The sequence below is a fragment of the Microcoleus sp. PH2017_28_MFU_U_A genome (assembly GCF_020738035.1).
Taxonomy (GTDB): Bacteria; Cyanobacteriota; Cyanobacteriia; order Cyanobacteriales; family Microcoleaceae; genus Microcoleus.
The window spans coordinates 28419-52226 of sequence record NZ_JAEQCX010000025.1 but is presented as its reverse complement, the minus strand read 5'-3'; the positions used below and the strand labels follow the sequence as shown (position 1 = coordinate 52226).

The following is a 23808-nucleotide window of genomic DNA, read 5'->3' as shown; positions in this document are numbered from 1 at the left end:
GTCCTGATTTCGGGTTAATATTAATTCCGATGCAACCGGAAATGATATGAGTCAAAAAGTCGATCGCCCGCCATGCAAAATCCCGGAGCTTTGGTGACTGTAAAAGCAGCCATCAAACCCCCAGGATTTAATGTTTTCCTCTTAAACGAGGCTCAAATTATTGCCAATGGGTATTGACTAATCAGCAGTAGCCAATTCGGTACTGGCTGCGCCGCGCTTCCGCGTCAGGGTATTGAACAGCATCTGACCGACAGCTTTAATCAAATTGCCTTCTAACTCCATAAACATCTTCATGTTCATGCCAAAAGCTGCATTAGCTTCGTCAACAATGCGCTCTGCTGTAGCTTCGTTAATCGGCAATTCATTCATTGCCTGACGGTAGTTAGCTTTGAACTCTTTTTCATCAGGAATATCCTGGAATTCGTAGAAAGCAGTGCCTTCTCCCTCGGTAAGATTCATGCCGCGCTGAGCAATTCCCTTGAGGATTTGTCCGCCGGACAAGTCGCCTAGGTAGCGAGTGTAAGACTGAGCTACTAACAGTTCTGGTGCGGTAGCCGAGATTTCATGAATCCGCTGCACGTAAGCTTTAGCTGCTGGTGACGGGGATATTTGTTCCCGCCAATTGGCGCCGTAGTAGTAGAATAAATCTTGCTCTAAACTTTGTTTGCGATTTAACTCAGAAAAGTAAATTTTTGAAACAACCGGATGCTGCTTTTGGCGTTCCATTTCCTCTTCCATTGCCGAGTAGACAAAGTACAGGTTTCCTACTAACTTCCGGTAAGAAGTTTTTTCTACAACGCCTTTTAAAAAGCATTTGACAAAACCAACGTTTTCTGCCATTGTGTGAGATTTTTTTGTTCCCTCACGCAATTTTGTTGCTAAATTGATGCTCATGCTATATTGTCCAACCTTCTATTTTTGTGGTAGCTGATGGATGCGCCAAAAATCTAAAATTTACCTAAGCATTTACCTTAAAGCAATTTGATGAGAGATTGTATTAATTTTTATAACAAAAGTTGCAGTTGGCCGGAAAGCAGTAGTCAGTTGACAGGAAAGCAGTTGACAGGAAAGCAGTTGACAGGAAAGCAGTAGTCATCAGCCACTAACTAATGACTAATGACTCATCCTCGCCAGCAACTGTCAACTGTCAACTGTCAACTAACTTAGATGTCCAAGTCGAGGAGGTTGAGTTTGGGGCCGTAGGTTTCGATGAATTCGCGGCGGGGGGCGACCCGATCGCCCATTAAGATGGTAAAGATGCGATCGGCTTCAGCAGCGTCTTCAATCTCCACCCGTTTTAGCGTCCGAGTTTCCGGGTTCATCGTGGTATCCCACAACTGCGTGGGCATCATTTCGCCCAAACCTTTGAACCGCTGGATAGTGTAGTTCGCATTGGCGGGGAATTCGTTGCGGACGAGATTGTTCATTTCGCGATCGCTGTAACAGTAGTAGTGATTGCGTCCCCGTTCCACTTTATACAGAGGAGGACAAGCAATATAGATGTAACCTTGTTCTACAAGTGCGCGCTGGTAGCGGTAGAAGAAAGTCAGCAACAGCGTGCGGATGTGGGCCCCATCTACGTCAGCGTCAGTCATGATCACTATGTGGTGATACCGCAATTGACCGGGGTCGAATTCTTCGCCTTTGATACCCAAACCCAGGGCTGTAATTAACGACTGAATTTCGTTATTTTTGTAGATTTTGGCGTCGTCGGTTTTCTCGATGTTGAGAATTTTACCGCGCAAAGGCAGAATTGCTTGGAATTGTCGATCGCGCCCTTGCTTCGCGCTGTTGTGTACAAAAACTCCCGCACCTAGTGCAAAGTTGTGGCTGTTAGGCACTTCGATGTCATAAACATCGTGCCGTTCCTCTACAGCTTCAATCTTCACAACACGGTGGTTGTAATTACGAACCGCTTGGCGAGCATATAATTCTTCACCATTAAAGTAGCGCTTACAAAAAGTCTCGTACTTCAACAAAGACTTATCATTCTTCAGGCGGCGATAAGAATTGTAATAATCTACATCAATCCAGCCCATTTTCATCTGAACAGTCTTCAATGCTTCCAGAGTTTTGCGGTAATAAGTTTCGTCCAAAGCTGCTTTGCGTTGGCGGCGAAACTCCGGTGTCCACTGTTCCTTAGTTTTCTCCCGTCGCCAGTCCAACAAATCCTGATTTTGCCACTGTTCTTTGGCCAATTGTGAATTAGCCTCCCGCGCTTCAGGATTGTTAGCAAAATGATTGCGAACCCGTTGAGACTGAGCTAAGCGGTTTTCTTCGGAACTCCAATACTCTTGTTGGGCTTGGTTGAGCAATTCATTATTTTGCTCGCGATAAGCTTCATTAGTGTCGTAAAACTCACGCCACTTGCTAGTCATGTAAGCTTTATACTCTTCATCTTCCCACTGAGCCTTTGCCTGTTCTGAGAGAATTTGCCTGGTTTCAGGCTGCTGCATCCGCTCTTTCATCATCGCCCGAAATTCATCAGTCATGTGAGCTTGACGGCTCTTTTCAATGACATCCGGCCTGTGCAATGTTTTCTCAAGGTTGGCGCGGTGTAAAGCCAAGTGTTCCTGAGCAGGTAGCCGCTGAATATTGGTCGGATTGTTGTTGAGTTTGTTGAAATCAACATGGTGGCGGTGATTGCCGTCAGATGCTTGATAAACCTCATGTTTCAGGTTGTAGAAATCCGATAACAAATGACTGTAAATCCACTTGTCACTGCTGGGATTCCAAACCATTTCGTAACCGTTAAGTCCCTGCCCGTTTTGGTTCTTTTTCGACAACTGGCGGTTGAGAGGCATTAAGGAATCGTCCGGTGTCAGCATGGCTGCTGCTTTGTAAGTGCCATCCCGCAACATGAACCGATGATCTGGAGTACAAGTAATTGTCTCCCCATTGTCTAATGTCAATTTGATAACCTCAGCATTTGCTTTAGTCATGCGAGCGTTGGTTATCCGCTCAAACCCGATGTTTCCACTCTCGCGAATGGTGTAGCAAAAGTGTTCTTTACCTTCTGCTTGTTCGTCAACTATCTCTTTGAAGGTTTTTGTTGTGCCATCAGCTAATAATATTTTCTCTGAAGAGAGAAAACAGCCGCCGGCTGAATCGCCCTCGACCAGGTATATCTCAGACAGGGCGGGGTCTCTGGAGCTACAGTCCGCTAATTTTCCGGGCAAAGGAGACGATTCTAGGACGGATTTTCGGCGGACTAAATCGCGGGCACGACGGGCGGCTTCTGCGGCTTTAAATGCCTGAATTGCTTTTTCCAAAATAGCGTCTGCTACTTGGGGCCGAAATTCCAAATATTCGGTTAATACTTCGCCTACGAGGGAATCAACAATTCCTCTGACTTCGGTATTTCCTAGCTTTGTTTTAGTTTGGCCTTCAAATTCTGGGTCTGGAACTTTGACCGAAATCACGGCTGTTAAACCTTCGCGGACGTTTTCGCCGGCGAGGTTGGGCTCGTGTTCTTTGATTTTGTTGCGCTTGCGGGCGATCGAGTTCATCGTCCGCGTCAAAACAGCCTTTAAGCCTTCTAAGTGTGTACCGCCGTCGATCGTCCGAATGTTGTTGGCAAAACCCAGAACGTTGTCGCTAAAAGCATCGACGCACCACTGCAAAGACACTTCTACATACACGTTGTTGCGTTCTCCTTGTACGTAGATCACCTCTTCGTGCAGTGGCTGCTTCTCGCGGTTCATGTACATGACATATTCCTTGATGCCACCTTCGTAACAATAGGTTTCGACGCGCGGTTCGCTACTTTTGAGCAATTCCAAGCGACGATCGCCAAAAGTAATTTTCGCACCCGCATTCAGATAAGCCAACTCTCGCAAACGTCCAGAAACCGTAGCGTAATCAAACTCAATCCCAGTGCTAAATATCTGAGTGTCTGGAAGGAAACTAACTGAAGTACCGGTGCGATTTCCTTTGCAGGGCTTGGCCACAAGTTCGCTGACGGGAAAGCCTCTTTCGTAGCGCTGCAAATGTTCTTTTTGGTCGCGCCAAACAGTAACCTCTACCCACTCGGAAAGCGCGTTAACCACGGAAATACCTACACCGTGCAAACCTCCAGAAACTTTGTAACCGCCACCGCCAAACTTACCGCCGGCGTGCAGTACAGTCATTACTGTTTCGATTCCCGATTTGCCAGTCTTGGCAACGATCCCGGTAGGAATACCGCGGCCGTCATCTGTGACAGTGACTGAACCGTCGGCGTTGAAGTCAACCTCGATGTGAGTGCAGTGGCCAGCCAGCGCCTCATCGATGGAATTGTCCACAACCTCGTAAACTAGATGGTGGAGTCCTCGCGGGCCGGTGGTACCGATGTACATCCCCGGTCGTTTGCGGACTGCTTCGAGACCTTCGAGAACTTGAATCTGGTCGGCGCTGTAGCTGCTGGTCATACAAAAATAGCTCCAATAATGAGGCCTAAAGCCCCAAAAGCTTCTAAAATGGGAAAACTCCTAAAATTATAGCACAAAACCGTTAATGGCGATGCTAGGGCTTTCTGAATGGAAATTTATCGGGGGGACGGAGGGGAAGAGTTTTGAGATTGCTTCGCGATTTCCCACCCAGGGCGGTGAATGAGTGAAGCCAGAGAAGGGAAAGTAGGGATGAATAGAGCCTGGGATAGGATTTGAGGGTTTTTCTTGGGAAATGCAATATGTTTTTTAAGTGTGCGACGGCTTATGTTTAGATTGATTACAATTTGCGGGGCGACGGCGACGGGGAAGTCTGGAGTGGCTGTGGAAGTTGCCGATCGACTGAAATCTTCGATCTTGAGCGCAGACTCCCGTCAAGTGTACCGCGAATTTGACATCGGAACGGCAAAACCGACAAAGAGCGATCGCGCTTCTGTACCGCATCACTTAATTGACATTTGCGAGCCGACAGAAACTCTAACACTCGCAGAATACCAGCAGCAAGCTCAAAAAATAATTGCTGATGTCGATTTTCCCGTTTCTCCTCCGCTGTTGTTGGTGGGAGGGACAGGCTTATATATCAAATCGATTGTCAAGGGTTTGAAAATGCCTAGGGTAGCGCCGATGCCCGAATTGCGATCGCAACTTGCGGATCTGGGCCAATCTCAATGTTATGCGATGTTGCAGCAGGTCGATCGCCCGGCCGCCGAGAAAATTCACCTCAACGATTCATTCAGAACCTTACGGGCACTGGAAGTATTTTATGTCACCGGGCGCTCTATTTCCGAACAGCAAGGCGAAAATCCTCCCAATTATCCGATTCTACAGATTGGGTTGGACTGCGAGATGGATGTTTTGGGCGATCGCATCCAACAGCGCACCGAACAAATGTTAGAACGCGGTTGGCTGGCTGAAGTAGAATATTTGTGCAAAAAATACGGCTGCGACTTACCATTGTTGAACACCCTGGGATATCAGGAAATCAAACGATATTTAGCTGGCGACATTACGCTTGAGGAAGCTAAAGAATTAACAATTTTGCACACGAGGCAATTTGCCAAGAGACAGCGGACATGGTTTAGAGCATATCCTGAAATTGAATGGTTTGATGTTAGCGTACCTGATTTACTGGAACGAGTTTGGCAAAGAATACAAAATTTTCTGGTCAAAGGTTCGTAGTGAGGACTTTAGTCCGCAGAAAAGAAAGGACTGAATTCCGAACGATCGAACCTAATAACAAAGGTTCGTAGTGAGGACTTTAGTCCGCAGAAAAGAAAGGACTGAATTCCGAACGATCAAACCTAATAAGTTTCAATTAAAGAAACTATTTGAATATAATCAAAATCATTTGCCAAAAAAGCTAAAGCCTCAGCCACAGATTCATCAAGCTTGCGGATTTGCTCTATGCAACTATCAACTTTAGCCATATCACTGAGGCTGGAAGCTGCCAATAAATCAGCCAACAATTTAGCAGGCAAATTCGCCAAAGCTGACCGACTCAAAGCAGCTTGGATATCCAGTTTCGTCAAATCCTTGTTGCTAGCAGGTTCCTCATAGATAAAATTCACCCCAATATGTTTTTGAAGCGCATCAAATATATCTGCTTCCCGGAACGGTTTGCGGATAAAATCATCGCATCCTGCCGAAGAAACAACCGCTCTTTCTTCTTCTAAAACACTAGCAGTTACAGCAATAATTGCAGTAGCTTGACCTTTAAGAGTACCTTTGATTTGTTTTGTAGCTTCGTACCCGTCCATCACGGGCATTCTCATATCCATTAAAATTAAATGCGGTTCCCAATCATTCCAAATCTCAACAGCTTCTTGGCCGTTACAAGCTTCTTTTAGTTCAAAACCGAGGGGAGAAAGCAGTTTGAGTAGCAGCAAATTATTGCTGGGTTTGTCATCAACAATCAAAATGCGATACCTAGGTTGATTCGGTGCGAGGCAAATCACTTGTAGCGCCGTCTTTTTGCCTTCTATTTCCCTGGGATCGATCGCACTAATTTTAGTATCGAATACAAAAGTTGTTCCCACTCCCAATTCTGAATAGACACTCATCTTGCCACCCATTAACTCTACAAAATTGCGGCTGATTGGCAGTCCCAAACCAGTTCCTTCTTGGGAGTTTTTACCAGTTTGGGTTTGCACAAAAGCTTCAAAAAGACTATCTAATTCATCGGCGGCGACACCTGGCCCAGTGTCGGAGATTGCAAAAATCAGGAAGTACGAAGATCCAGAATCTAAATCGTTAGGATTTTGTAGTGGGCTAATTTTACTACATTTTTCAAGACTCTGATTTGCTGGAATATTTGAATTTTCGCTATTCTCCACAATATTAACAGTTTTAGCGGGCTTTAGACTGCTTGCTTCTGGTTTGAGATTAACTTTTACTGCAACTCCTCCTTCTTGAGTAAATTTGAGAGCGTTACCGATCAAATTTATTAAAACTTGTCGCAATTTGACTTCATCTGTGCGCACGTATCTGGGAACATCAGGGCTGTATTCTACTACTAATTGCAATTGTTTGTCGTCAGATTTGATATGGAACATATCTTCTAGATCGTCCATAAATTGATACAAATCAAAATTTTTATAGTTGAGAATAGTCCGACCAGCTTCAATCTTTGATAAATCTAAAACCTGGTTGATTAAAGTTAGTAAATGGTCGCCGCTGCGAGTAATAATTGCGACATTATCTTGATGCTCTTTGGGTAGATTTTGGCTGCGGAGCATGATTTGAGAAAAGCCGAGGATGGCGTTGAGGGGAGAGCGCAATTCGTGGCTCATGTTGGCTAAAAAACTGCTCTTCGCTTCGTTGGCTACTTCGGCTTTTTTCTTGGCAAGAGCGAGCTCCGATGTGCGTTCTTCTACTTTTGTTTCTAAGGTGCGGTTGGAATCTGCTAGATTAGTATAAAGTCTGGCATTTTCAATGGAGATGGCTGCCGAAGCCGATAAGACTTTCAGCAGTTCTAATCTGTCTGATGTAAATGCTCCAGCAATCAGGTTGTTTTCTAAGTAAATTATGCCGATAAGTTGACCTTGGTTCAGGAGTGGCGCGCACAATATTGATTTGTTTTGATGCTGTTTGATATAGGGGTCGCTGTTAAAATTTTTGCTGGCAAATGCTTGGCTTAAAACTACTGTCTCTCCTGTACGGGCAACATAATTAACAATCGATACTGGTAGGTTATTATCTATAGAAATTGACTGCAATACCGCAATACTCTCCGAATCGATCGCACCCGCAGCTTCGATTAGCAATTCCCCGGAATTGTTGTTGGCAGAATCTGAGGGGGAATGGAAAATTAAATAGCCTCGTTGTGCTCCGGCATTTTCAATCAGTATTTTCATCAAAGAAGCCAGCAACTTATCCAAGAGTATTTCGCCAGAAATGGCTTGGCTGGCTTTCACTACCGCAGCCAAATCTAAAGCTGAACTTCCTAAGCCAGGGGTGTTTAATTGGCTGGCTATAGTTACTGTACTGGCATCATGAAATTGAGTTTCTGATGTGGATTTTATTAATAATTTTGGGTGAGTTGCTTCTAACTTTTCTTGTTTGCGTTTGGCGCCCCAAATTAGATAGTTGTAGTGCGCTTTTTTTAGGTAAATTTCGGCAAATTCTGCTTTACCTTTGCTCAGCCAGAAATTGGCTGCTAATTCTGCGGCTAATGCTTCATTTTGGATAAAATAGCCGTCTCTGGCTGAAGTAATCGATCGATCGTACAAATCGATCGCCTCCATCTCCTTACCCACAATCCGCGCCATCTCCCCAGCTACCAATAAGTATTTATGCTCAAAGGTCTCCGGACAGCTATCAGCCCAGATTTTCATCTGTTTTTGGTTGGCTTTGAGCTTTCTCAGATATTTTTGGCGATCGCCCTTGGAAGCTTGCGGGTAAAGCGCAGTTAAAATTAGAGAATAATAAAAATTATGTTCGGCTACAATAATTGTGCCGATCGCCAAACTCAATTTTTTCTCAGCTTCCACAGCATAGCTGAAAGCTGCTGCATACTCTCCGTACAAATACAAAACCTGGCATTTCAAAATTTGATAGCCGCAGATTGCCAAAAAACTGCCGCGATCGGCACACCGCTCTAAATATTGTCCTTCGCTAATTTCGCCATTAGAAAATACCTCACAATTAGAAGTTTCTCCCAGTAAATTAAACAAAGCTATCTGACAGCCTAGTAAGTAATCAGTAGCAATTTGATTGTTAGTTTTAAAGTTAAATAGCAAAAAATTCCACACTTCTACACGCAGAGATTCGAGATTTTTGCCCTGGGGGATAGAATACATCAATTTGTAAAGCTGAATGTAACCTGCAAATTGCAATTCGCCGGATTCTAAGCCAGCTTGATAGCCATTATGGCTAATCGAATCCGACAGTTTCAGAGGCTGTATCCAGTGATTTAAATGAGCGACAAGCATTTCCGATGCCTTGCATTTTTGCGTCAAATCGTGAAAGCGATCGCTCAAATTGAGAGCTAACATCCCAAACTCGTATCCCGAGCGATAATCAGCCATCGCAGCCGACAAAACCAAGCCGTAGCAAGCATAGCTGTAAGATGATTCCGGCACCGGGCCGTATTTCAGAGAAAGATTGACAGATTTTGTAACAACTAATTGGTAAAGTATCGGATTGGAAAATAAACTCGCGGGAATAATTTTATCCAGAAGTTTCATCGCGGTTCTTTTTTCCGAAATCTTCATTTCCGGTACGTGCAGCAAAGCACCAATTGCCCGATCGCCCAATTGCGCTGTTGCTTCAGCAAATTCGGCTTTGCAAGCTTGCTGCAACTGCTTTTGGGGCAACTCAACCCCCAACAAACGCAAGCCCTGGCGCCCAAATTTAATAGCTTCCTCGTATTCCCCCAACATGGTATGCAGCGTAATTAGGCGATCGAAAAATTCCGCTTTTTCCACCGCCAATTGCAACTGCGATAGTGCCGAATGAATCAAAAATTGCGATTGCTCGAAATTGCCAATCAGATAATTCAATTCCGCAGCTTCCAGGTACAACTCTCGCGTCAAATTATATTCAGTTTCCCAGCTATCCGCAGCCAAAAGTTCGATCCCAAAACAGACATACTTGACAGCAGCCGCATAAGCTGTAGCAGCTTTGGCTTTTTTCCCAGCCAAAAGATTGAGTTTGGCAATTTTATCTCTTTCCGTGCGATCGATCGCCAAGGGCAGCTCCCCTGCTGTCGCCATTTCTATCGCCCCTATCGCCTTTCCTGCCGCCAGATTTAACTGATCGACAATTTCAAAAAGCTCCTCCGACAAATCTTCACCATCGCTATTATCCAATAACAAGCGACCGATTTGCAAATGAACCGCTTTTTTCTGCCCTTCGTCAATCAAAGCATAAGCAGCTTGTTGGACGCGATCGTGCAAAAACTTGTACTCTTCAAACAACAGTTCAATATCCAACTCAGACACCGGAAAAATCAAACCAGCTTCCAGTGCGGGCTTCAAATCTGAGAACACCAAATCCGGAGATCTTTCACAAATTTTTGATAAAGTAGTTAAGTCAAAAGATGCCCCAGCACAAGCTGCGAAACGCAAAATATTTTGAGTTATTTCCGGCAATATTTTTATTTTTTTTACCATCAAATCAACCACATTATCAGTGATATCCCTTGCTTCAATTTGAGCAATATCCCACTGCCAAAATCCTCCACAACCTCTATTTTTTAGAGCCTTTGGTTCCCGAATCGATAGCTCGGAAGATTCCAGAAAACTAAAATTAATCAATTTCTCAGAATGCAGCATTTTGAGAAATTGATTGACAAAAAACGGATTTCCATTAGTTTTGCATAACACCAAGTCAGCCAAAGATTGCACAGACATAGCATCGCTATGCACAGTGTCAGCTATTAAATTACTAACATCTTGGATGGTTAAATTAGCTAAATAAATAAAATCAATTGTAGCGCCTTCTTTTTGCATTTCATCCACAGTAATCATTAAGGGATGATGGGCGCTAACTTCATTGTCTCGATAGGCTCCAATCAGCAATAAATATTGTGTATCACTATCCACTACCATCAATTGAATTAAATTGAGAGTAGCTGCATCTACCCACTGTAAATCGTCAAGAAAAATTACCAGTGGATGTTCCGCCGAACAAAACACGCGAATAAATTTTTCAAACACAAAATAGAAACGAATTTGCGCTTCATTTGGTCTCAACTCTGCTACCTGGGGCTGTTTGCCGATAATTAATTCTATTTCGGGAATTACCTCAATAATTACTTGACCGTTTGCACCCAATGCAATTAAAAGTTTAGTGCGCCACTCATCGAGTTTTGCGGAACTTTCGGTTAGCAGTTGTCGCGCCAATCCCGAGAAAGCGCTAATAATCCCTGAATAGGGAATATCGCGCTGAAATTGGTCAAATTTGCCGGAAATAAAATAGCCGCGTTTTTCAGTAATTGGTTTGTAAATTTCTTGTACCAGCGATGATTTCCCCATGCCCGAATAACCGGCAACTAGCATCATTTCGCTTCCAGAAAAACTATGTTGTGGGTTCGCAACTCGCTCGAATGCTGCTAGCAAAGCCTGGACTGGCGCCGCCCGCCCGTATAGTTTTTGAGGGATTTGAAATCGATCGGAAATATCTTCTTTAGCTAAAGCAAACTCTAAAATAGTTCCTGTTGTCTGTAATTGACGCAGACATTCTTCTAAGTCTGCTTGAATTCCCCAAACACTTTGGTAACGGTTTTCAGCAGTTTTTTCTAAAAGTTTCATGACTATTGCTGACACAGCCGGAGGAATTTGTGGATTGATTTTGTTGATGGGCAATGGCTGTTTTGCAATGTGACAGTGTACCAATTCCATTGCATCTTTGGTCTCAAAAGGCAATTGGTTGGTTAGCAGTTCGTAAAAAGTAATGCCGAGGGAATAAAAATCTGTACGGTAATCTAGAGAACGGTTCATTCTCCCTGTTTGTTCTGGTGAAATGTAGGCTAAAGTTCCTTCTAAAATATTGGGATTTTTTATGGTAGGAGTTTCGCGGGTTAACAGGGTGGAAATTCCGAAGTCAATAATTTGGATTTTTCCTGTGGCTGGGTTGAGAATAATGTTGCCGGGGTTGATGTCTTTGTGGATGATGTTTGCTGCGTGAATTTGTCCTAATATTGCGGCGGCTTGAATGCCGATATTGAGAAATTCAAACAGGCTAAAGCTTTGCTGTTCCTGCATTTGTTTCAATGAGAAACCGCCAAAATCTTCTAAGATTAGAAGGAGAGTGTTGCGATATTTTTGTAAGTCGTAAGCTTTGATGACTCCTGGCAGGTTGAGGATTTGAAGAATTTTGTATTCCTGTCGGTAGCGGACTATTTCGCCGGGAGTTGGATAGTCTTCGTTGAGCAGTTTGAGAATAATTGGCTGTTGATTTTGTTCTCTAATACCTCGATAAACTGTTGAAATAGAATTTTCGTGTATTTTATTTAATGTTTGAATGCCGGGAATTTCAAGCATTGCATATTTTCCTTTTTTATTAACTGGAAATTAACTTAGAATAAGACTGGGCGGTTTCAACCGCGTCTGTAAAGGCAAAACCCGGATGGTGCGCGGGTTGAAGAGTCGGCGCGGTTTCAACCGTACGTCTTATCTGAGTGTGAAATTTTTCTAACTGTAAAGACTTGCGACATATTCGCCGTAACCGTTATAGGGCAAAGTTGGGCGAGTTTCCCACGACCAACTGTTACCGGGCCCGACTACCCGTTCGCTGGCTTGCGACCATCTGGGGTGCGGTTTGTCGGGTTCGACATTGGCTTCAAATGCGTATTCGTTGGGGCCGATGGTATTCCAAAAAGTGGCGGGCTGTTTTTCGACAAATTCAATTTTAACGATCGACTTTGCGCCCTTAAAACCGTATTTCCACGGAATCACCTGCCGCAGGGGCGCCCCATTTTGCTTGGGTAGCCGCCGCCCGTACAGCCCTGTGGCAAAAAATGCTAAATCGTTGGCCATTTCCTCGATTCGCATACCTTCGGTGTAAGGCCAGGGATAAAATTGGGACATTAAACCGGGGCCGGGAGTGATTTTGGAATCGTAAAATGAGGTGAAGCGAACAAATTTAGCATTCGATTGCGGTTCGACATCAGCCATGAGTAATTTCATGGGAAATCCGACCCAAGGAACTACCATCGACCAGGCTTCTACGCAGCGAAATCGATAAACTCGTTCTTCGATGGGGAATTTTTTCTGGAGGTCGTCTATATCGTAGGTGCGGGGATTTTTGACTAAACCAGTTACTTCTACTTTCCAGTTTTCGGTTGGTAAAGCTTGGGCGGCTTGCCAAATAGATTTTGTGCCTCCGTATTCGTAAAAGTTGTTATATTTGGTAGCTAGGGCTTCGTCGGTAATTGCCCGATCGACTTTCGCAAAGGTAGGATTCCGGGTCAATCCAGCGTAGGCTTGGGTTGAGCCTTTATCCAGAGCAGTTTTTGAGCCTGTATTGCTTTGACAGCCTGTCAGTGGTAGCAGCGAAGCAGTGACGCCGGCGCCGATTAAATTGGTCATGAAACGGCGGCGGTTGAGAAAGGCTGTTTCTGAGGTAATTTGTGAGTTGGAAATTTCCCAAGGTTTGGGAACGCGAATTAAGGGCATAGTTCAGTTGACAGTTGACAGTTGACAGTTGACAGTTGACAGTTGACAGTTGACAGTTGACCGCTTGAGGGCTACCTCTCCATAAAAGGAAGAGGATTGAAACAGTGAATAATTTGGTTTTATTTCCCCCGTTTAGGAGGAGGCTTTAAACCATTATTCTTCGTAATAGTTAAAAGTTAGTAGTTAGTTTGGCGAAAGTTGCCAAGATTTCAATTTTTCAGTTGATTTGAAATTTGAAATTGACTCCCTTGCCGCAATTACTGGATCTACAATGACAGTATACCGTAATTCGTTGACAGCGAGTCCAGCCGAGCAATCAAGTTCGGTGCGATCGACTTATTCAACTAAATGAGCAGGAGTCCCGGGTTCTACTTCCAGGTGAGCGTGGGGAGGAATGCGCGTGAGTGAAGAGATCCGCCCCGAACCAAAACGATAGCTTTAGACGCCGGAAGGTGAGGGGCGGCCGACTCACTGTGTAAATTATTTTGCATCACTACTTGCATCTTCTGTGTTCACGAGATACAATCTTATCAGAGTTTGTGAAGAATAATGCCCCAAGTAATCACTGCCAAACTAAAGTTAAACTTGAACGCCGAACAAAAAGCTTTGGTATCGATGACTACTTTGGCTTATCGTGATGCCTTGAATTATACTTCACAAATTGCTTTTGATGCAGGCAAAACCAGTAATGGTCTTAGGTTGCAAAAAGCAGTCTATAACGAATTGCGATCTCGATTTGGACTCGGTGCTCAGATGGCTTGCAACGTACCAAGACAAGTGTCGGCAACCTACAAAACCCTCTGGACTAAAGTCAAGCAATCTAACGATGCTATTGCCAAAGGATACACCAAGAAACGATACAAAGGACTAGACAAAGTTCCTAAGTATGTTTCTAGAACCTGCACCTTGAACTATCAGCGTGACTACTCCTTTAAGGCCGAGCAACGTGTAAGTATTATCACCCTACAAGGTCGAGTTGTAGTTTCGTATGACGGCTATAACAAGCACTTGGCATTGATTGCCGGCGGTGCCAAGATTGGGGCGGCAAAGATTGTTTATCAGCGCTCTTCCAAGACTTACTATTTAATGGTGAGTATTGAAGTAGCAGCCCCGGAAATTGACCCATTGAAAATGACTAGAGTTTCTGGTGTAGATGTGGGGATGCGCTACCTTGCGGTAGAAACAGACTTGCAAAATAAGTCGAAGTTCTATTCAGGGAAAAATGCTAGGCATAAAGCTAACCGCTATCACAAGGCTAGACAAACTCTTCAGCGTAAAGGCACTCGCTCGGCAAAGCGCAGATTAATCGCTTTGTCAGGAAGAGAAAGACGGTTTATCGCTGACGTGAACCACCAAATTAGCAAGGAAATTGCTAAGCCTAACAGTTTGATCGGGCTGGAAAACTTGACCGGAATCCGGGAGAGAACCAAGTCTAAGTCTGGCAAAAAGGCGAGCAAAAAACAGCGGAAAGCTAATCGGAACAAAGCTAAATGGTCTTTTGCCGAATTGCATGGCTATATTGACTACAAAGCTAATCTGAATGGTTCTTTGGCTACTAAAGTGCCAGCGCATTATACTTCGCAAAGTTGTCCGAAATGCGGGCATACTTCGACAGATAATAGACCGAAGAAAGGACTATTGTTTCGTTGTGAATGTTGCGGACACGAGCTTCATGCTGACTTGGTAGGTGCGCGAAATATTGCCATGAGAACGTTGCTTGTTCGGCAAGACTGGACGAGTACGGGGAGCGTGTCAGCATCCCCTGATGTGTCGGGCTGTGAAACTAAAGCTGAGATTCTCCAGAGATTCTCGGAATTGCGGTGGAGCTCAGATACAAGCCCACATCTCGTGCGGTACTCCGCTTGATGCTGGGTAGTTGACATTATTTAATTTGTCCACAGGAAGCGGCACGCACCGCCCCGCTTTCCTCCCCCACTCCTCCCTTTAAATCGGACGGGGGTCTCCAGCGGCAAGACAAATGAGTTACTGCATAAATCCCAATTGCCAGAATCCCAAAAATCTCGATCGCGCGACAGCCTGCACAAATTGCGAGTCGAACTTGCTGCTCAAAGGGCGCTACCGAGTCTTTCACACCCTCGGTCAAAGTATCGCTTGCCGCACCTTCCTAGCAGCCGATGAAGACCAACCAGCGCAACCCCGCTGCGTCATTCAACAGTTCTGCGGCCCCATGCCGTCAATCGCCGACGGTCAAAACCAGTTCAACCGGACATTTTTGGGTTCTGCCTCAGTTCTCGACAAGTTGGGCAAACACCAGCAAATACCGAAACTGCTGGCATCTTTTGAAGTCGAAGGCTGCCAGTATTTAGTGCAAGAATACATTGAAGGGCGCAATTTAGCCGATCGGCTTTCGGAAAAAGGCGTTTTTAAAGAAATTCACATTTGGTATCTGCTGAGCGAGTTGTTACCAGTGCTGGAATTTGTCCACGAAAATCAACTGATTCACCGAGATATCAAACCGTCCAATATTGTTCACCGCAAATCTTCCCAAACGTCGGCAGCAATAGTCGGGAAAGAGCATCTGGATTCTTGGGAGGAGGAATCCGGGCTAGTTTTAGTCGATTTCGGCTCCGCAATTCCTGCCAACAGCGGGCCGCTGAAAACAGAAACAGTGACGGGTTCTGCCGAATACGCGGCGCCGGAACAAATTAAAGGTGAAGCAATTAAGAGCAGCGACATCTACAGTTTGGGCGTCACCTGCATTCACTTGTTAACGGGAATGTCGCCCTTTGATTTGTTTGACATCAAAGCCGACGCTTGGGCCTGGAGGGATTATTTGAAAGTACCAGTTTCGGCCAGACTCGGCCGCATCCTGGATAAAATGGTGGAGCGAGAACCATCAAAACGCTATCGATCGATCGAAGCAATTCTCACAGACATGAAATACGGCCCGACACCGATAGAGGTGATTGTCAGCAAACCCAAGTGGACTTTAGCTATGTGGGGGGGAGCCGCAGTTGCTCTGATTTCATTGGTGCTCGGTTCTCGCTTGCCATCTCCGGTATCGGAGGCTTTCACTTCCAATGAGCCTGTTTCTAGCATTCCCGACATTCGGTTCGACCCGCCCCCCATGCAGAATTTCAGCAGCGAGCCATCGCTGTCACACCCCGCAGTGCGGACTTTGACAGAGCAAGACAAAAATCCGGTGTGGGCGGTAGCAGTCACTCCCAACGGCCGCGTGATAGTTAGTGGCAACAACGATGGGACAATTCACCTGCTGCACAAGCGTCACGGTAAAGTGCTCAAGGTTTTGGCGGCACATTTGGGGCCCGTGTGGTCAGTGGCAGTGAGTCCCGATGGCAGGACGATCGCCAGCGGTGGCGCTGACGGTACGATTAAACTGTGGAATTTCTATTCTGGCCAGTTAATTCGGACATTGGACGGACACACAGACGGCGTGTTCTCGGTGGTGTTCAGTCCCGACGGCAAAGCCCTCGCCAGTGTAGGCAAAGATAATGCTTTGAAGTTGTGGCAAGTCGAAGGCGGGGCCGAGTTGCAAACACTCAAAGGGATAACCGACGAAGTGCATTCGGTAGCTTTCAGTGCCTATAAAGACACTTTGTTTGCTGGCAAAGGCGACGGTAGGATCGAGATGTGGAATTGGAAAACAGGGGCATTCCAAGCCACTCTGACTGGTCATGTTGATGCTGTTTCGGCGCTTACGATCAGCCCCGACGGTACAATTTTGGGCAGCGGCGGCTGGGACAATACCGTGAGGATTTGGGATATCACCACGGATCACGGGCCCGAACCGTCCGGTGAGGTGACTTTTGCCGGTCATACCGATCGAATTCAGTCTGTAGCTTTCAGTCCCGACGGGGCGACGCTAGCCAGCAGCGATTTGAGCGGAACTATCAAGCTGTGGGCGATGGATGGCGGGGAGCAAGGCACGCTGAAAGGTCATTCTACTTGGGTGGAATTGGCTTTTAATCCTCAGGACAAAACTCTGATCAGCGGCAGTTATGACGACACGATCAAGGTGTGGCAACTGTCTCCTTGATTGTGGCGATCGATTCTCGGTGCGATCGAATTAAATCAAGGTATGTAGTTGCGCTTAAGCGCTCTTTCTTAGCGCTTTTGAACAAATCGAAGAGCGAAGACAGCGCAACTACGTGCCTAAAAATCTACCTCAATAAAACCAAATTGCCGATCGCACTACCGCTTTCCTGCAATTCATGAGCGGCCGCAATCTCGTCTAAACCAAAGCGCCCAGCAATAACGTGTCGCAAAACTCCAGCTTTCAGACAAGTCGTAATATCTGCCGCCGCTTGTTGGTGCGCTGCTTTGTCCATAGCATAAACTAGGACGTAATGAACGGTAAGATTTTTGTAAATTAACGAGTACACAGGAATTTGAGGCGTTGCATTTGAATCAGAAGCATAGGTGGCGATCGTGCCGTTACGGGCGATCGCTTTGAGATTAATTTCCAGATTTCCGGCAAAATCAACTTCAATTATGCGATCGACCCCTTTACCGCCCGCAATTTCCTTAATCCGCGCCACCACATCTTCAGCTTTATAATTAACAATATAATCAGCTCCCGCAGTTTTAGCAATTTCTGCTTTTTCCGCAGAACTTACCGTCGAAATAACCGTCGCGCCACCCCATTTTGCCAATTGGATCGCATAATTACCAACAGCGCCCGCCCCGCCCGCAACCAATACAATTTTCCCAGTAACAGCACCATCTTTAAAAACACAATGGTGTGCAGTCATAGCCGGAACTCCCAAACAAGCACCCGCTGCAAAATCTGTATTTTCCGGTAGAAAAACCGCTTGTTCGCTGGGAACAACAACATACTCCGCCGCCGTACCAAACTGGCGGGGCAAAGTGGCTTCATAAATCCAAACACGTTCCCCAATTCGAGACTGTGGCACGCCTTCTCCTGCTGCTTCAATTATGCCCGCACCGTCGTTGTGGGGAATGACTCGCGGGTATCGCATTGTGAGTCCGCCCCAACCGCTGCGCTGCTTAACATCGGATGGGTTAATTCCGGATGCGCGTACTTTAACCAGCACATCATTTGCGCCCAATTCTGGAACATCGATTTCGCCAATTTTGAGGACATCTTTCGCGTTGCCGAGTTGTTCGTAGTAAGCAGCTTTCACGGTTTTTTTCTCCTGATGTTTTCAATCTCGATCGCTCCGCCCCGCGTTACTTTATCACAAATAATTGCTTTAAAGCCGGAACCTTTTTTGGAAGAAATAAAAAAAAATATTCATTACTCCAATCCTCTTCCTTCCTTTGTCAAGTGCTGTCAACTGTCAACTGTCAACTGTCAACTGAATCAAGCACTTCCGCCGTTAACGCGGATATTTTGTCCGGTAATCCATCGGGCTTCTTCACTGCACACAAACGCCGTCACATCGGCAATATCTTCAACTTTTCCGAGTCTTCCGAAAGCAGTCATTTGCGTAAATCTTTGAATTTGTTCGGGGGTTTTGCCGACAGTGAAAAGTTCTGTATCCGTGGGGCCCGGAGAAATGACATTGACTGTAATTTGCCGATCGCCCAATTCCTTCGCCAGCGATCGAGTTAGCTGTTCCACCGCGCCTTTTGTCGCCACGTAAGCCCCGTAAGTTGGCATCATTATCGCCGTTGTCGAACTAGAAAAGTTGACAATTCTGCCTCCATCTGCCATGCGTTTAGCAGCTTCTTGACAAGCAAAAAATGTGCCTTTGACGTTAACTGCAAACAGATTATCAAACTCTGCTTCGGTAACTTCTGCTACAGGTTTGTAAAGAATTACTCCCGCATTGTTGACTAAAATATCGATTTGTGAATAGGTTTCGAGAGTGCGATCGAACAAATCGCGAATTTCTGCGGTTTTGCTGACATCGGCTTGTACGGCTAATGCTGTGCCGCCTGAGAGTGCGATCGCGGATACAACCTCTTGAGCGGCTTCTGTTCCTCTGGCGTAGTTGACGACAACCGATGCGCCTTCTTGGGATAATCGGAGGGCGATCGCGCGTCCAATTCCCCGCGATGCACCAGTCACAATTGCAACCTTTCCTGCTAGTGATGCCATGAGATTTACTCCCCAATTAGCGTTGATGCTGCTTCTAAACAATCATACTATTTTTTTAGGAAGCCGATACAGACTGACCTCAGAAATCGGGTTTCTGCGGAGATTTCTCGTAACTCAATTCAAAATTCGTAGAAACCGGGTTTCTAGCCCCCATGCGTAGTTTCAGATTCAGGTACAGAAACAAATTTAAAATCTCAAACAGTCAGAATATCTGTAGGAATTGCACTTGCTAGCCAACACCTGTGGTAAAGTAAACTCGGCTGTTAAACTAAAAATATATGACCGTAAATTCCGAGTTAACAGAGCAGTATTTGTCAGCGGGCGAGAAACTCCAGCAATCAGGAAAATTTGAGGAGGCGATCGCCCAATACCAAAAAATACTAGCACTCGAACCGGATGTGGCGGTGGCACGCAGCAAGATAGCCGAAGTTTATTATACGCAACAGAGATATGTAGAGGCGATCGCCCAGTGCTACCAAACCCTGCGCCAGCAACCCAATTTCGCCCCCGCCTACAAAACTCTCGGGAATATCCTGCAAGCCCAAGGGAAGACAGACGCAGCGGTGCGGGCGTACTCAAAGGCGATCGAATGCGAGCCTAGATTTGTCGCAGCCTATGTTAACTTAGGCAGTATGTGTTACAAACAAGGCTTGCTGGATGAAGCGATAACATACTACCAAAAGGCGATCGCCATGCAGCCAGACTTAGCAGCCGCTTACTGGAACTTAGGCAAAGTATTAGAACAGCAAGGGCGAACCAATGAAGGTTTAATTTATCAACAAAAAGCTTTAAACTTACAGCCAAATTTAGAAAAACCAGGCACATAAATCAATAGCCAAAAACGAGCAACAAAACAACTTCTAAATCTCTCTTTTCTCTGACTCTGCGCCCTCTGCGCCCTCTGCGGTTAAAAAGCATTCTCTTTATTATAAAAATTATAAAATAAGATTGTTCAAGCAAAATTTCAGTAGATATACCAGGACAAACAATATGGATTTAGACACAAAAAATCAAGACCAACAGCACCCGCAATACAAACGCGATCGAGCCACAGTCGATAGTTTATTAGGCAAAGAACCAACCGACAACAATTTATCAGAATTAGCAAGATTAATCATTCGCTATAAAGGATTTCCCGGCGCTAGAGATATCCAAGCAGACTTAAAAAAAGCCCTGCAACAATGGAATCATACCGAAGAAACTCTGTACGAACAAACCCGCAAAATTCACGCTAATGGTGAAGTTTACAGGAAACAAAAAAGCGATCAAGAAGATTGGGCTTAATACAGTCTTCAACCCGCGGAGGCGGGTTTTGTTTGTGTAGACGCGGTTTCAACCGCCGTCTTATCTTAGTCTAGATCCCCCTAAATCCCCCTTAAAAAGGGGGACTTTGAGTGCTTCTTGTCCCCCCCGACCTAAGGGGGGCTAGGGGGGATCGGGTCTAGTCACAAAACAGCAGTTTATGACTGCGTTTGACGTTTGTTTGGCACCAACGAACATTGTTGTGTCCCGACAAAATCCCTCTAAACCATCTCAGCCGAAACAGGCATTGCAGGCTGCGGCTGGAACTGGAACAGCGAATAAACCACGTTGCGGCGGATATCCGTCATCATGTCCAAAAACAGCTCGTAACCTTCCGTTTTGTACTCGATCAGCGGGTCTTTTTGTCCGTAACCGCGCAATCCCACAGACTCGCGCAAAGCATCCATTTGCTGCAAGTGTTCCCGCCACAAAGTATCAATTTGCTGCAAGATAAAGAACCGTTCCGCATCTCGCATCAAATCGGCACGGATGGCATTAACTTCCGCTTCCTTCATGTCGTAAGCATTGCGGACTTGTTCGTGGAGGAAAGTTTTGATTTCCTCAACTGACAAATCTTCTAATTGATCCGGAGTCATGTCAGCTAACAGATAAACAAATTCCTTCACCTTGCTGACAAGTTTGTCGAGTTCCCATTCTTCCGAAGGCAAATCGGGATTGATGTATGCTCCCACGATGTCGTCCATCGTTTGTTCGGCATACTTGATTACCTGTTCCTTCGAGTCCAAACCTTCCAAGACTCGGCGGCGTTCCGCATAGATGGCTCGACGCTGATTGTTCATCACTTCGTCGTATTCAAACACCTGTTTGCGGATGTCGTAATAGTAGGTTTCGACTTTTTTCTGAGCGCCTTCGAGCGATCGAGTCAGCATTCCAGATTCGATCGGCATATCCGCCTCAACACCGAACATATTCATCAAAGTACCCACCCGTTCGCCGCCGAAAATCCGCAGCAAATTGTCTTCCAAACTCAAGAAAAACCGCGTAGAACCGGGGTCTCCTTGGCGTCCAGCGCGGCCGCGCAACTGATTGTCAATCCGGCGCGATTCGTGGCGTTCAGTACCGATAACGTGCAAGCCACCCAACTGCACAACTTCATCGTGTTCGGTGCTGGTAAAAGCATCGTATTCGCTGCGAGTACGATTGTAAGCTTCCCGCAATTTTTGAATTACGATGTCTTTGGTCGGCGCTTTTTCCGAGGCTACAGCCACGATATCATCGGCTTGCAATTCCGAGAGCGATCGCTCCCCGTACTCCTTCACCGCCAATTCCACAGCCGCCTTGAGCATTTGCTCAGCAGTTTTCGATAGCTGCGTCGGGAAAATCTGCGCCGAAGCTTTCCAAGACTTGACTTTTTTAGCAGTTTGACCAAAACCTTGAGCTGCGGGGCGGGCGCCCATACCGGGCGCTTGTACCAGCGAAAACCCGTCTTCATCATCGGGGCGCACGATCCGGGGCATCAAATACTCGCGCAACTTCAGGCGTCCCATGTACTCAGAATTACCGCCCAGAATGATGTCGGTACCCCGTCCGGCCATGTTTGTGGCGATCGTCACAGCGCCTTTGCGTCCGGCTTGAGCGATAATTTCCGACTCCCGTTCCACATTTTCCGGTTTCGCATTCAGCAAATTGTGAGGAATCTTGAGTTCCCGAAGCAGCCGCGACAGCAACTCGGATTTTTCCACACTGGTAGTACCCACCAGCACCGGTCTACCGATTTCGTGCATTTCGGCGCATTCTTGGGCGATCGCCTTCCACTTGCCGGCCTCTGCCTTGTAAACCATATCCGAAAGGTCGCCACGGCTGGGAATCCGGTTAGTCGGAATCAGCGTCACTTCCAGACTGTAAATCTTCTCAAACTCGGTTTCCTCAGTCTTCGCCGTCCCAGTCATCCCCGACAGCTTCGGATACAGCAAAAAGAAATTTTGATAAGTAATCGTCGCCAGCGTCTGAGTTTCTGGCTGAATTTCCGCGTGTTCTTTGGCTTCGATGGCTTGGTGCAAACCGTCACTCCAGCGCCGTCCCGGCATCACCCGCCCTGTAAACTCATCGACAATCACCACTTCGCGATCGAGATTGACGATGTAGTTAATATCCTTAATAAACAATTCCTTCGCCTTAATCGCATTAAAAATGTAATGCGCCCAAGGGTCAGCCGGATCGTATAAGTCCTTCACTCCCAACAAATCCTCAGCTTCGCCAAACCCTTCATCGGTCAACAGCACATTCCGCGCCTTTTCGTCAACCTCGTAGTGTTCCTCATTTTCCTTTCTCAGGGAAGCAGCCACCTCAGCCGCCCGGATGTACTTCTCGCTGGGGCGTTCCACCTGACCCGAAATAATTAGAGGTGTTCTGGCCTCATCAATCAGCACCGAGTCAACCTCGTCAATCACGCAGAAATTAAAAGGACGCTGCACCACATCTTCCATGACAGTAGCCATGTTATCGCGCAAATAGTCAAAGCCCACTTCGCTGTTGGTGGCGTAGGTAATATCGCAGTTATAATTTTTCTTGCGTTCCACCTGATCCATGCCCTGCTGGATCAGTCCCACAGTCAATCCCAGGAAGCGGTGCACCTGCCCCATCCATTCCGCGTCCCGCCGTGCGAGATAATCGTTGACGGTGATGATGTGCACGCCTTTACCGTTGAGGGCGTTGAGGTAAGCCGGCAGCGTCGCTACTAGAGTTTTGCCTTCACCGGTTTTCATTTCGGCAATTTGGCCTTTGTGCAGGATGATGCCGCCGAGGAGTTGGACATCAAAGTGGCGCATTCCCAAAACTCGCTGTCCCGCTTCCCGCACCACTGCAAAAGCTTCGGGCAAGATTTCATCGAGGATTTCTTTCTCTTCGTTGAGAGATTTAGCTTTGGCCAGACGTTCTTTAAACTCCGCTGTTTTGCCTCTGAGGTCGTCGTCTGAGAGGGCGCGTAAGTCTTCTTCCAAGATATTGATATCAGCTACCCAAGGCTGAAATTTTCTCAGTTTGCGAGCGTTGGGGTCGCCGAGTAGATTTTTAAACATGGCAGGAGAGGCAGATTTTTAATAATTTAGCTAGTAGCTTGCAGAATTAGGGGCTGTAGTGTCAGCCACAACGTTTACCTTCCCCGATTGTAGCAACCATTTGCCGTCCTAGGCGGTCGAAGGCGCCCTTGGGGGCGATTTGGGATTTGGGATTTGGGATTTGGGATTTGGGATTTGGGATTGAAGAAGTGACTTCTCTTGTCCCTTGCTGATTCAGCAAATCATTTCCACAAACTATTGAGTAAGGGCGTTATGCGGGCAGTTTGTGGATTAGGTGTATAGCCCGAAGGCGGATGAGGAGATTTTAGAGCAACGGGAAGTCATTGTAATTATGTCCTTCTGAATCCTTCGCAAGGCTCAGGACTGCGAAGAATCGA

At 46.1% G+C, this 23808-nt stretch carries 12 protein-coding genes; 5 read left to right on the top strand and 7 right to left on the bottom strand.

Translation table 11 applies throughout. From position 1 onward, the window contains the following. Window positions 1-177 precede the first annotated feature (177 nt). Together JGK14_RS02340 and gyrB are read right to left on the bottom strand one after the other, a co-directional pair. A complete protein-coding gene (locus JGK14_RS02340) occupies window positions 178-894 on the bottom strand; it encodes a biliverdin-producing heme oxygenase (protein ID WP_293190508.1) in 717 nt (238 codons plus the stop codon). 269 nt (window positions 895-1163) lie between these two features. Then, window positions 1164-4409 (bottom strand): DNA topoisomerase (ATP-hydrolyzing) subunit B, encoded by a 3246-nt coding sequence (gene gyrB, locus JGK14_RS02335; protein ID WP_293184901.1) that lies wholly within the window; start codon window positions 4407-4409, stop codon window positions 1164-1166. Window positions 4410-4694: 285 nt separating this feature from the next. Between gyrB and miaA the strand changes: the two genes are divergently transcribed. Further along, window positions 4695-5606, top strand: a complete 912-nt coding sequence (gene miaA, locus JGK14_RS02330; protein ID WP_293184899.1) for a tRNA (adenosine(37)-N6)-dimethylallyltransferase MiaA — start codon at window positions 4695-4697, stop codon at window positions 5604-5606. 122 nt (window positions 5607-5728) lie between these two features. On the opposite strand, the gene JGK14_RS02325 is transcribed toward miaA, so the two are convergent. Both JGK14_RS02325 and msrP read right to left on the bottom strand, forming a co-directional pair. Further along, entirely contained in the window at window positions 5729-11911 is a 6183-nt protein-coding gene (locus JGK14_RS02325; protein ID WP_325314720.1) for an AAA family ATPase, read from the bottom strand. A gap of 150 nt (window positions 11912-12061) precedes the next feature. Then, window positions 12062-13045 (bottom strand): protein-methionine-sulfoxide reductase catalytic subunit MsrP, encoded by a 984-nt coding sequence (msrP, locus tag JGK14_RS02320; RefSeq protein ID WP_293196646.1) that lies wholly within the window; start codon window positions 13043-13045, stop codon window positions 12062-12064. A gap of 549 nt (window positions 13046-13594) precedes the next feature. Between msrP and JGK14_RS02315 the strand changes: the two genes are divergently transcribed. Continuing rightward, complete coding sequence (locus JGK14_RS02315; RefSeq protein ID WP_293229924.1) at window positions 13595-14911, top strand: RNA-guided endonuclease InsQ/TnpB family protein; 1317 nt, start codon at window positions 13595-13597, stop codon at window positions 14909-14911. Window positions 14912-15023: 112 nt separating this feature from the next. After that, window positions 15024-17063 carry a protein kinase domain-containing protein gene (locus JGK14_RS02310; RefSeq protein ID WP_293229921.1) on the top strand — a complete coding sequence of 680 codons (2040 nt, stop codon included), beginning with the start codon at window positions 15024-15026 and terminating at the stop codon, window positions 17061-17063. A gap of 124 nt (window positions 17064-17187) precedes the next feature. Here JGK14_RS02310 and JGK14_RS02305 read toward each other — a convergent pair whose 3' ends face one another. After that, window positions 17188-18171, bottom strand: a complete 984-nt coding sequence (locus tag JGK14_RS02305) for an NADPH:quinone reductase (protein WP_293184893.1) — start codon at window positions 18169-18171, stop codon at window positions 17188-17190. A gap of 179 nt (window positions 18172-18350) precedes the next feature. After that, complete coding sequence (locus JGK14_RS02300) at window positions 18351-19091, bottom strand: SDR family oxidoreductase (RefSeq protein ID WP_293206177.1); 741 nt, start codon at window positions 19089-19091, stop codon at window positions 18351-18353. A gap of 278 nt (window positions 19092-19369) precedes the next feature. Between JGK14_RS02300 and JGK14_RS02295 the strand changes: the two genes are divergently transcribed. Both JGK14_RS02295 and JGK14_RS02290 read left to right on the top strand, forming a co-directional pair. Continuing rightward, window positions 19370-19918: a tetratricopeptide repeat protein gene (locus tag JGK14_RS02295; protein WP_293184891.1), complete on the top strand. Its 549-nt coding sequence runs from the start codon at window positions 19370-19372 to the stop codon at window positions 19916-19918. A gap of 163 nt (window positions 19919-20081) precedes the next feature. Beyond that, window positions 20082-20375, top strand: coding sequence for a DUF3288 family protein (locus JGK14_RS02290; protein ID WP_293184890.1), 294 nt, complete (start codon window positions 20082-20084; stop codon window positions 20373-20375). A gap of 239 nt (window positions 20376-20614) precedes the next feature. Here JGK14_RS02290 and secA read toward each other — a convergent pair whose 3' ends face one another. Next, window positions 20615-23431 carry a preprotein translocase subunit SecA gene (secA, locus tag JGK14_RS02285; protein ID WP_325314719.1) on the bottom strand — a complete coding sequence of 939 codons (2817 nt, stop codon included), beginning with the start codon at window positions 23429-23431 and terminating at the stop codon, window positions 20615-20617. Window positions 23432-23808: the final 377 nt, after the last annotated feature.

What these genes read in the sequence shown, in the direction of transcription:
- JGK14_RS02315 (WP_293229924.1), top strand. Translation starts at nt 13,595, where the DNA reads ATGCCCCAAGTAATCACTGCCAAACTAAAGTTAAACTTGAACGCCGAA.
- JGK14_RS02295 (WP_293184891.1), top strand. Translation starts at nt 19,370, where the DNA reads ATGACCGTAAATTCCGAGTTAACAGAGCAGTATTTGTCAGCGGGCGAG.
- gyrB (WP_293184901.1), bottom strand. Translation starts at nt 4,409, where the DNA reads ATGACCAGCAGCTACAGCGCCGACCAGATTCAAGTTCTCGAAGGTCTC.
- JGK14_RS02340 (WP_293190508.1), bottom strand. Translation starts at nt 894, where the DNA reads ATGAGCATCAATTTAGCAACAAAATTGCGTGAGGGAACAAAAAAATCT.
- secA (WP_325314719.1), bottom strand. Translation starts at nt 23,431, where the DNA reads ATGTTTAAAAATCTACTCGGCGACCCCAACGCTCGCAAACTGAGAAAA.
- JGK14_RS02310 (WP_293229921.1), top strand. Translation starts at nt 15,024, where the DNA reads ATGAGTTACTGCATAAATCCCAATTGCCAGAATCCCAAAAATCTCGAT.
- miaA (WP_293184899.1), top strand. Translation starts at nt 4,695, where the DNA reads ATGTTTAGATTGATTACAATTTGCGGGGCGACGGCGACGGGGAAGTCT.
- msrP (WP_293196646.1), bottom strand. Translation starts at nt 13,045, where the DNA reads ATGCCCTTAATTCGCGTTCCCAAACCTTGGGAAATTTCCAACTCACAA.
- JGK14_RS02290 (WP_293184890.1), top strand. Translation starts at nt 20,082, where the DNA reads ATGGATTTAGACACAAAAAATCAAGACCAACAGCACCCGCAATACAAA.
- JGK14_RS02300 (WP_293206177.1), bottom strand. Translation starts at nt 19,091, where the DNA reads ATGGCATCACTAGCAGGAAAGGTTGCAATTGTGACTGGTGCATCGCGG.
- JGK14_RS02325 (WP_325314720.1), bottom strand. Translation starts at nt 11,911, where the DNA reads ATGCTTGAAATTCCCGGCATTCAAACATTAAATAAAATACACGAAAAT.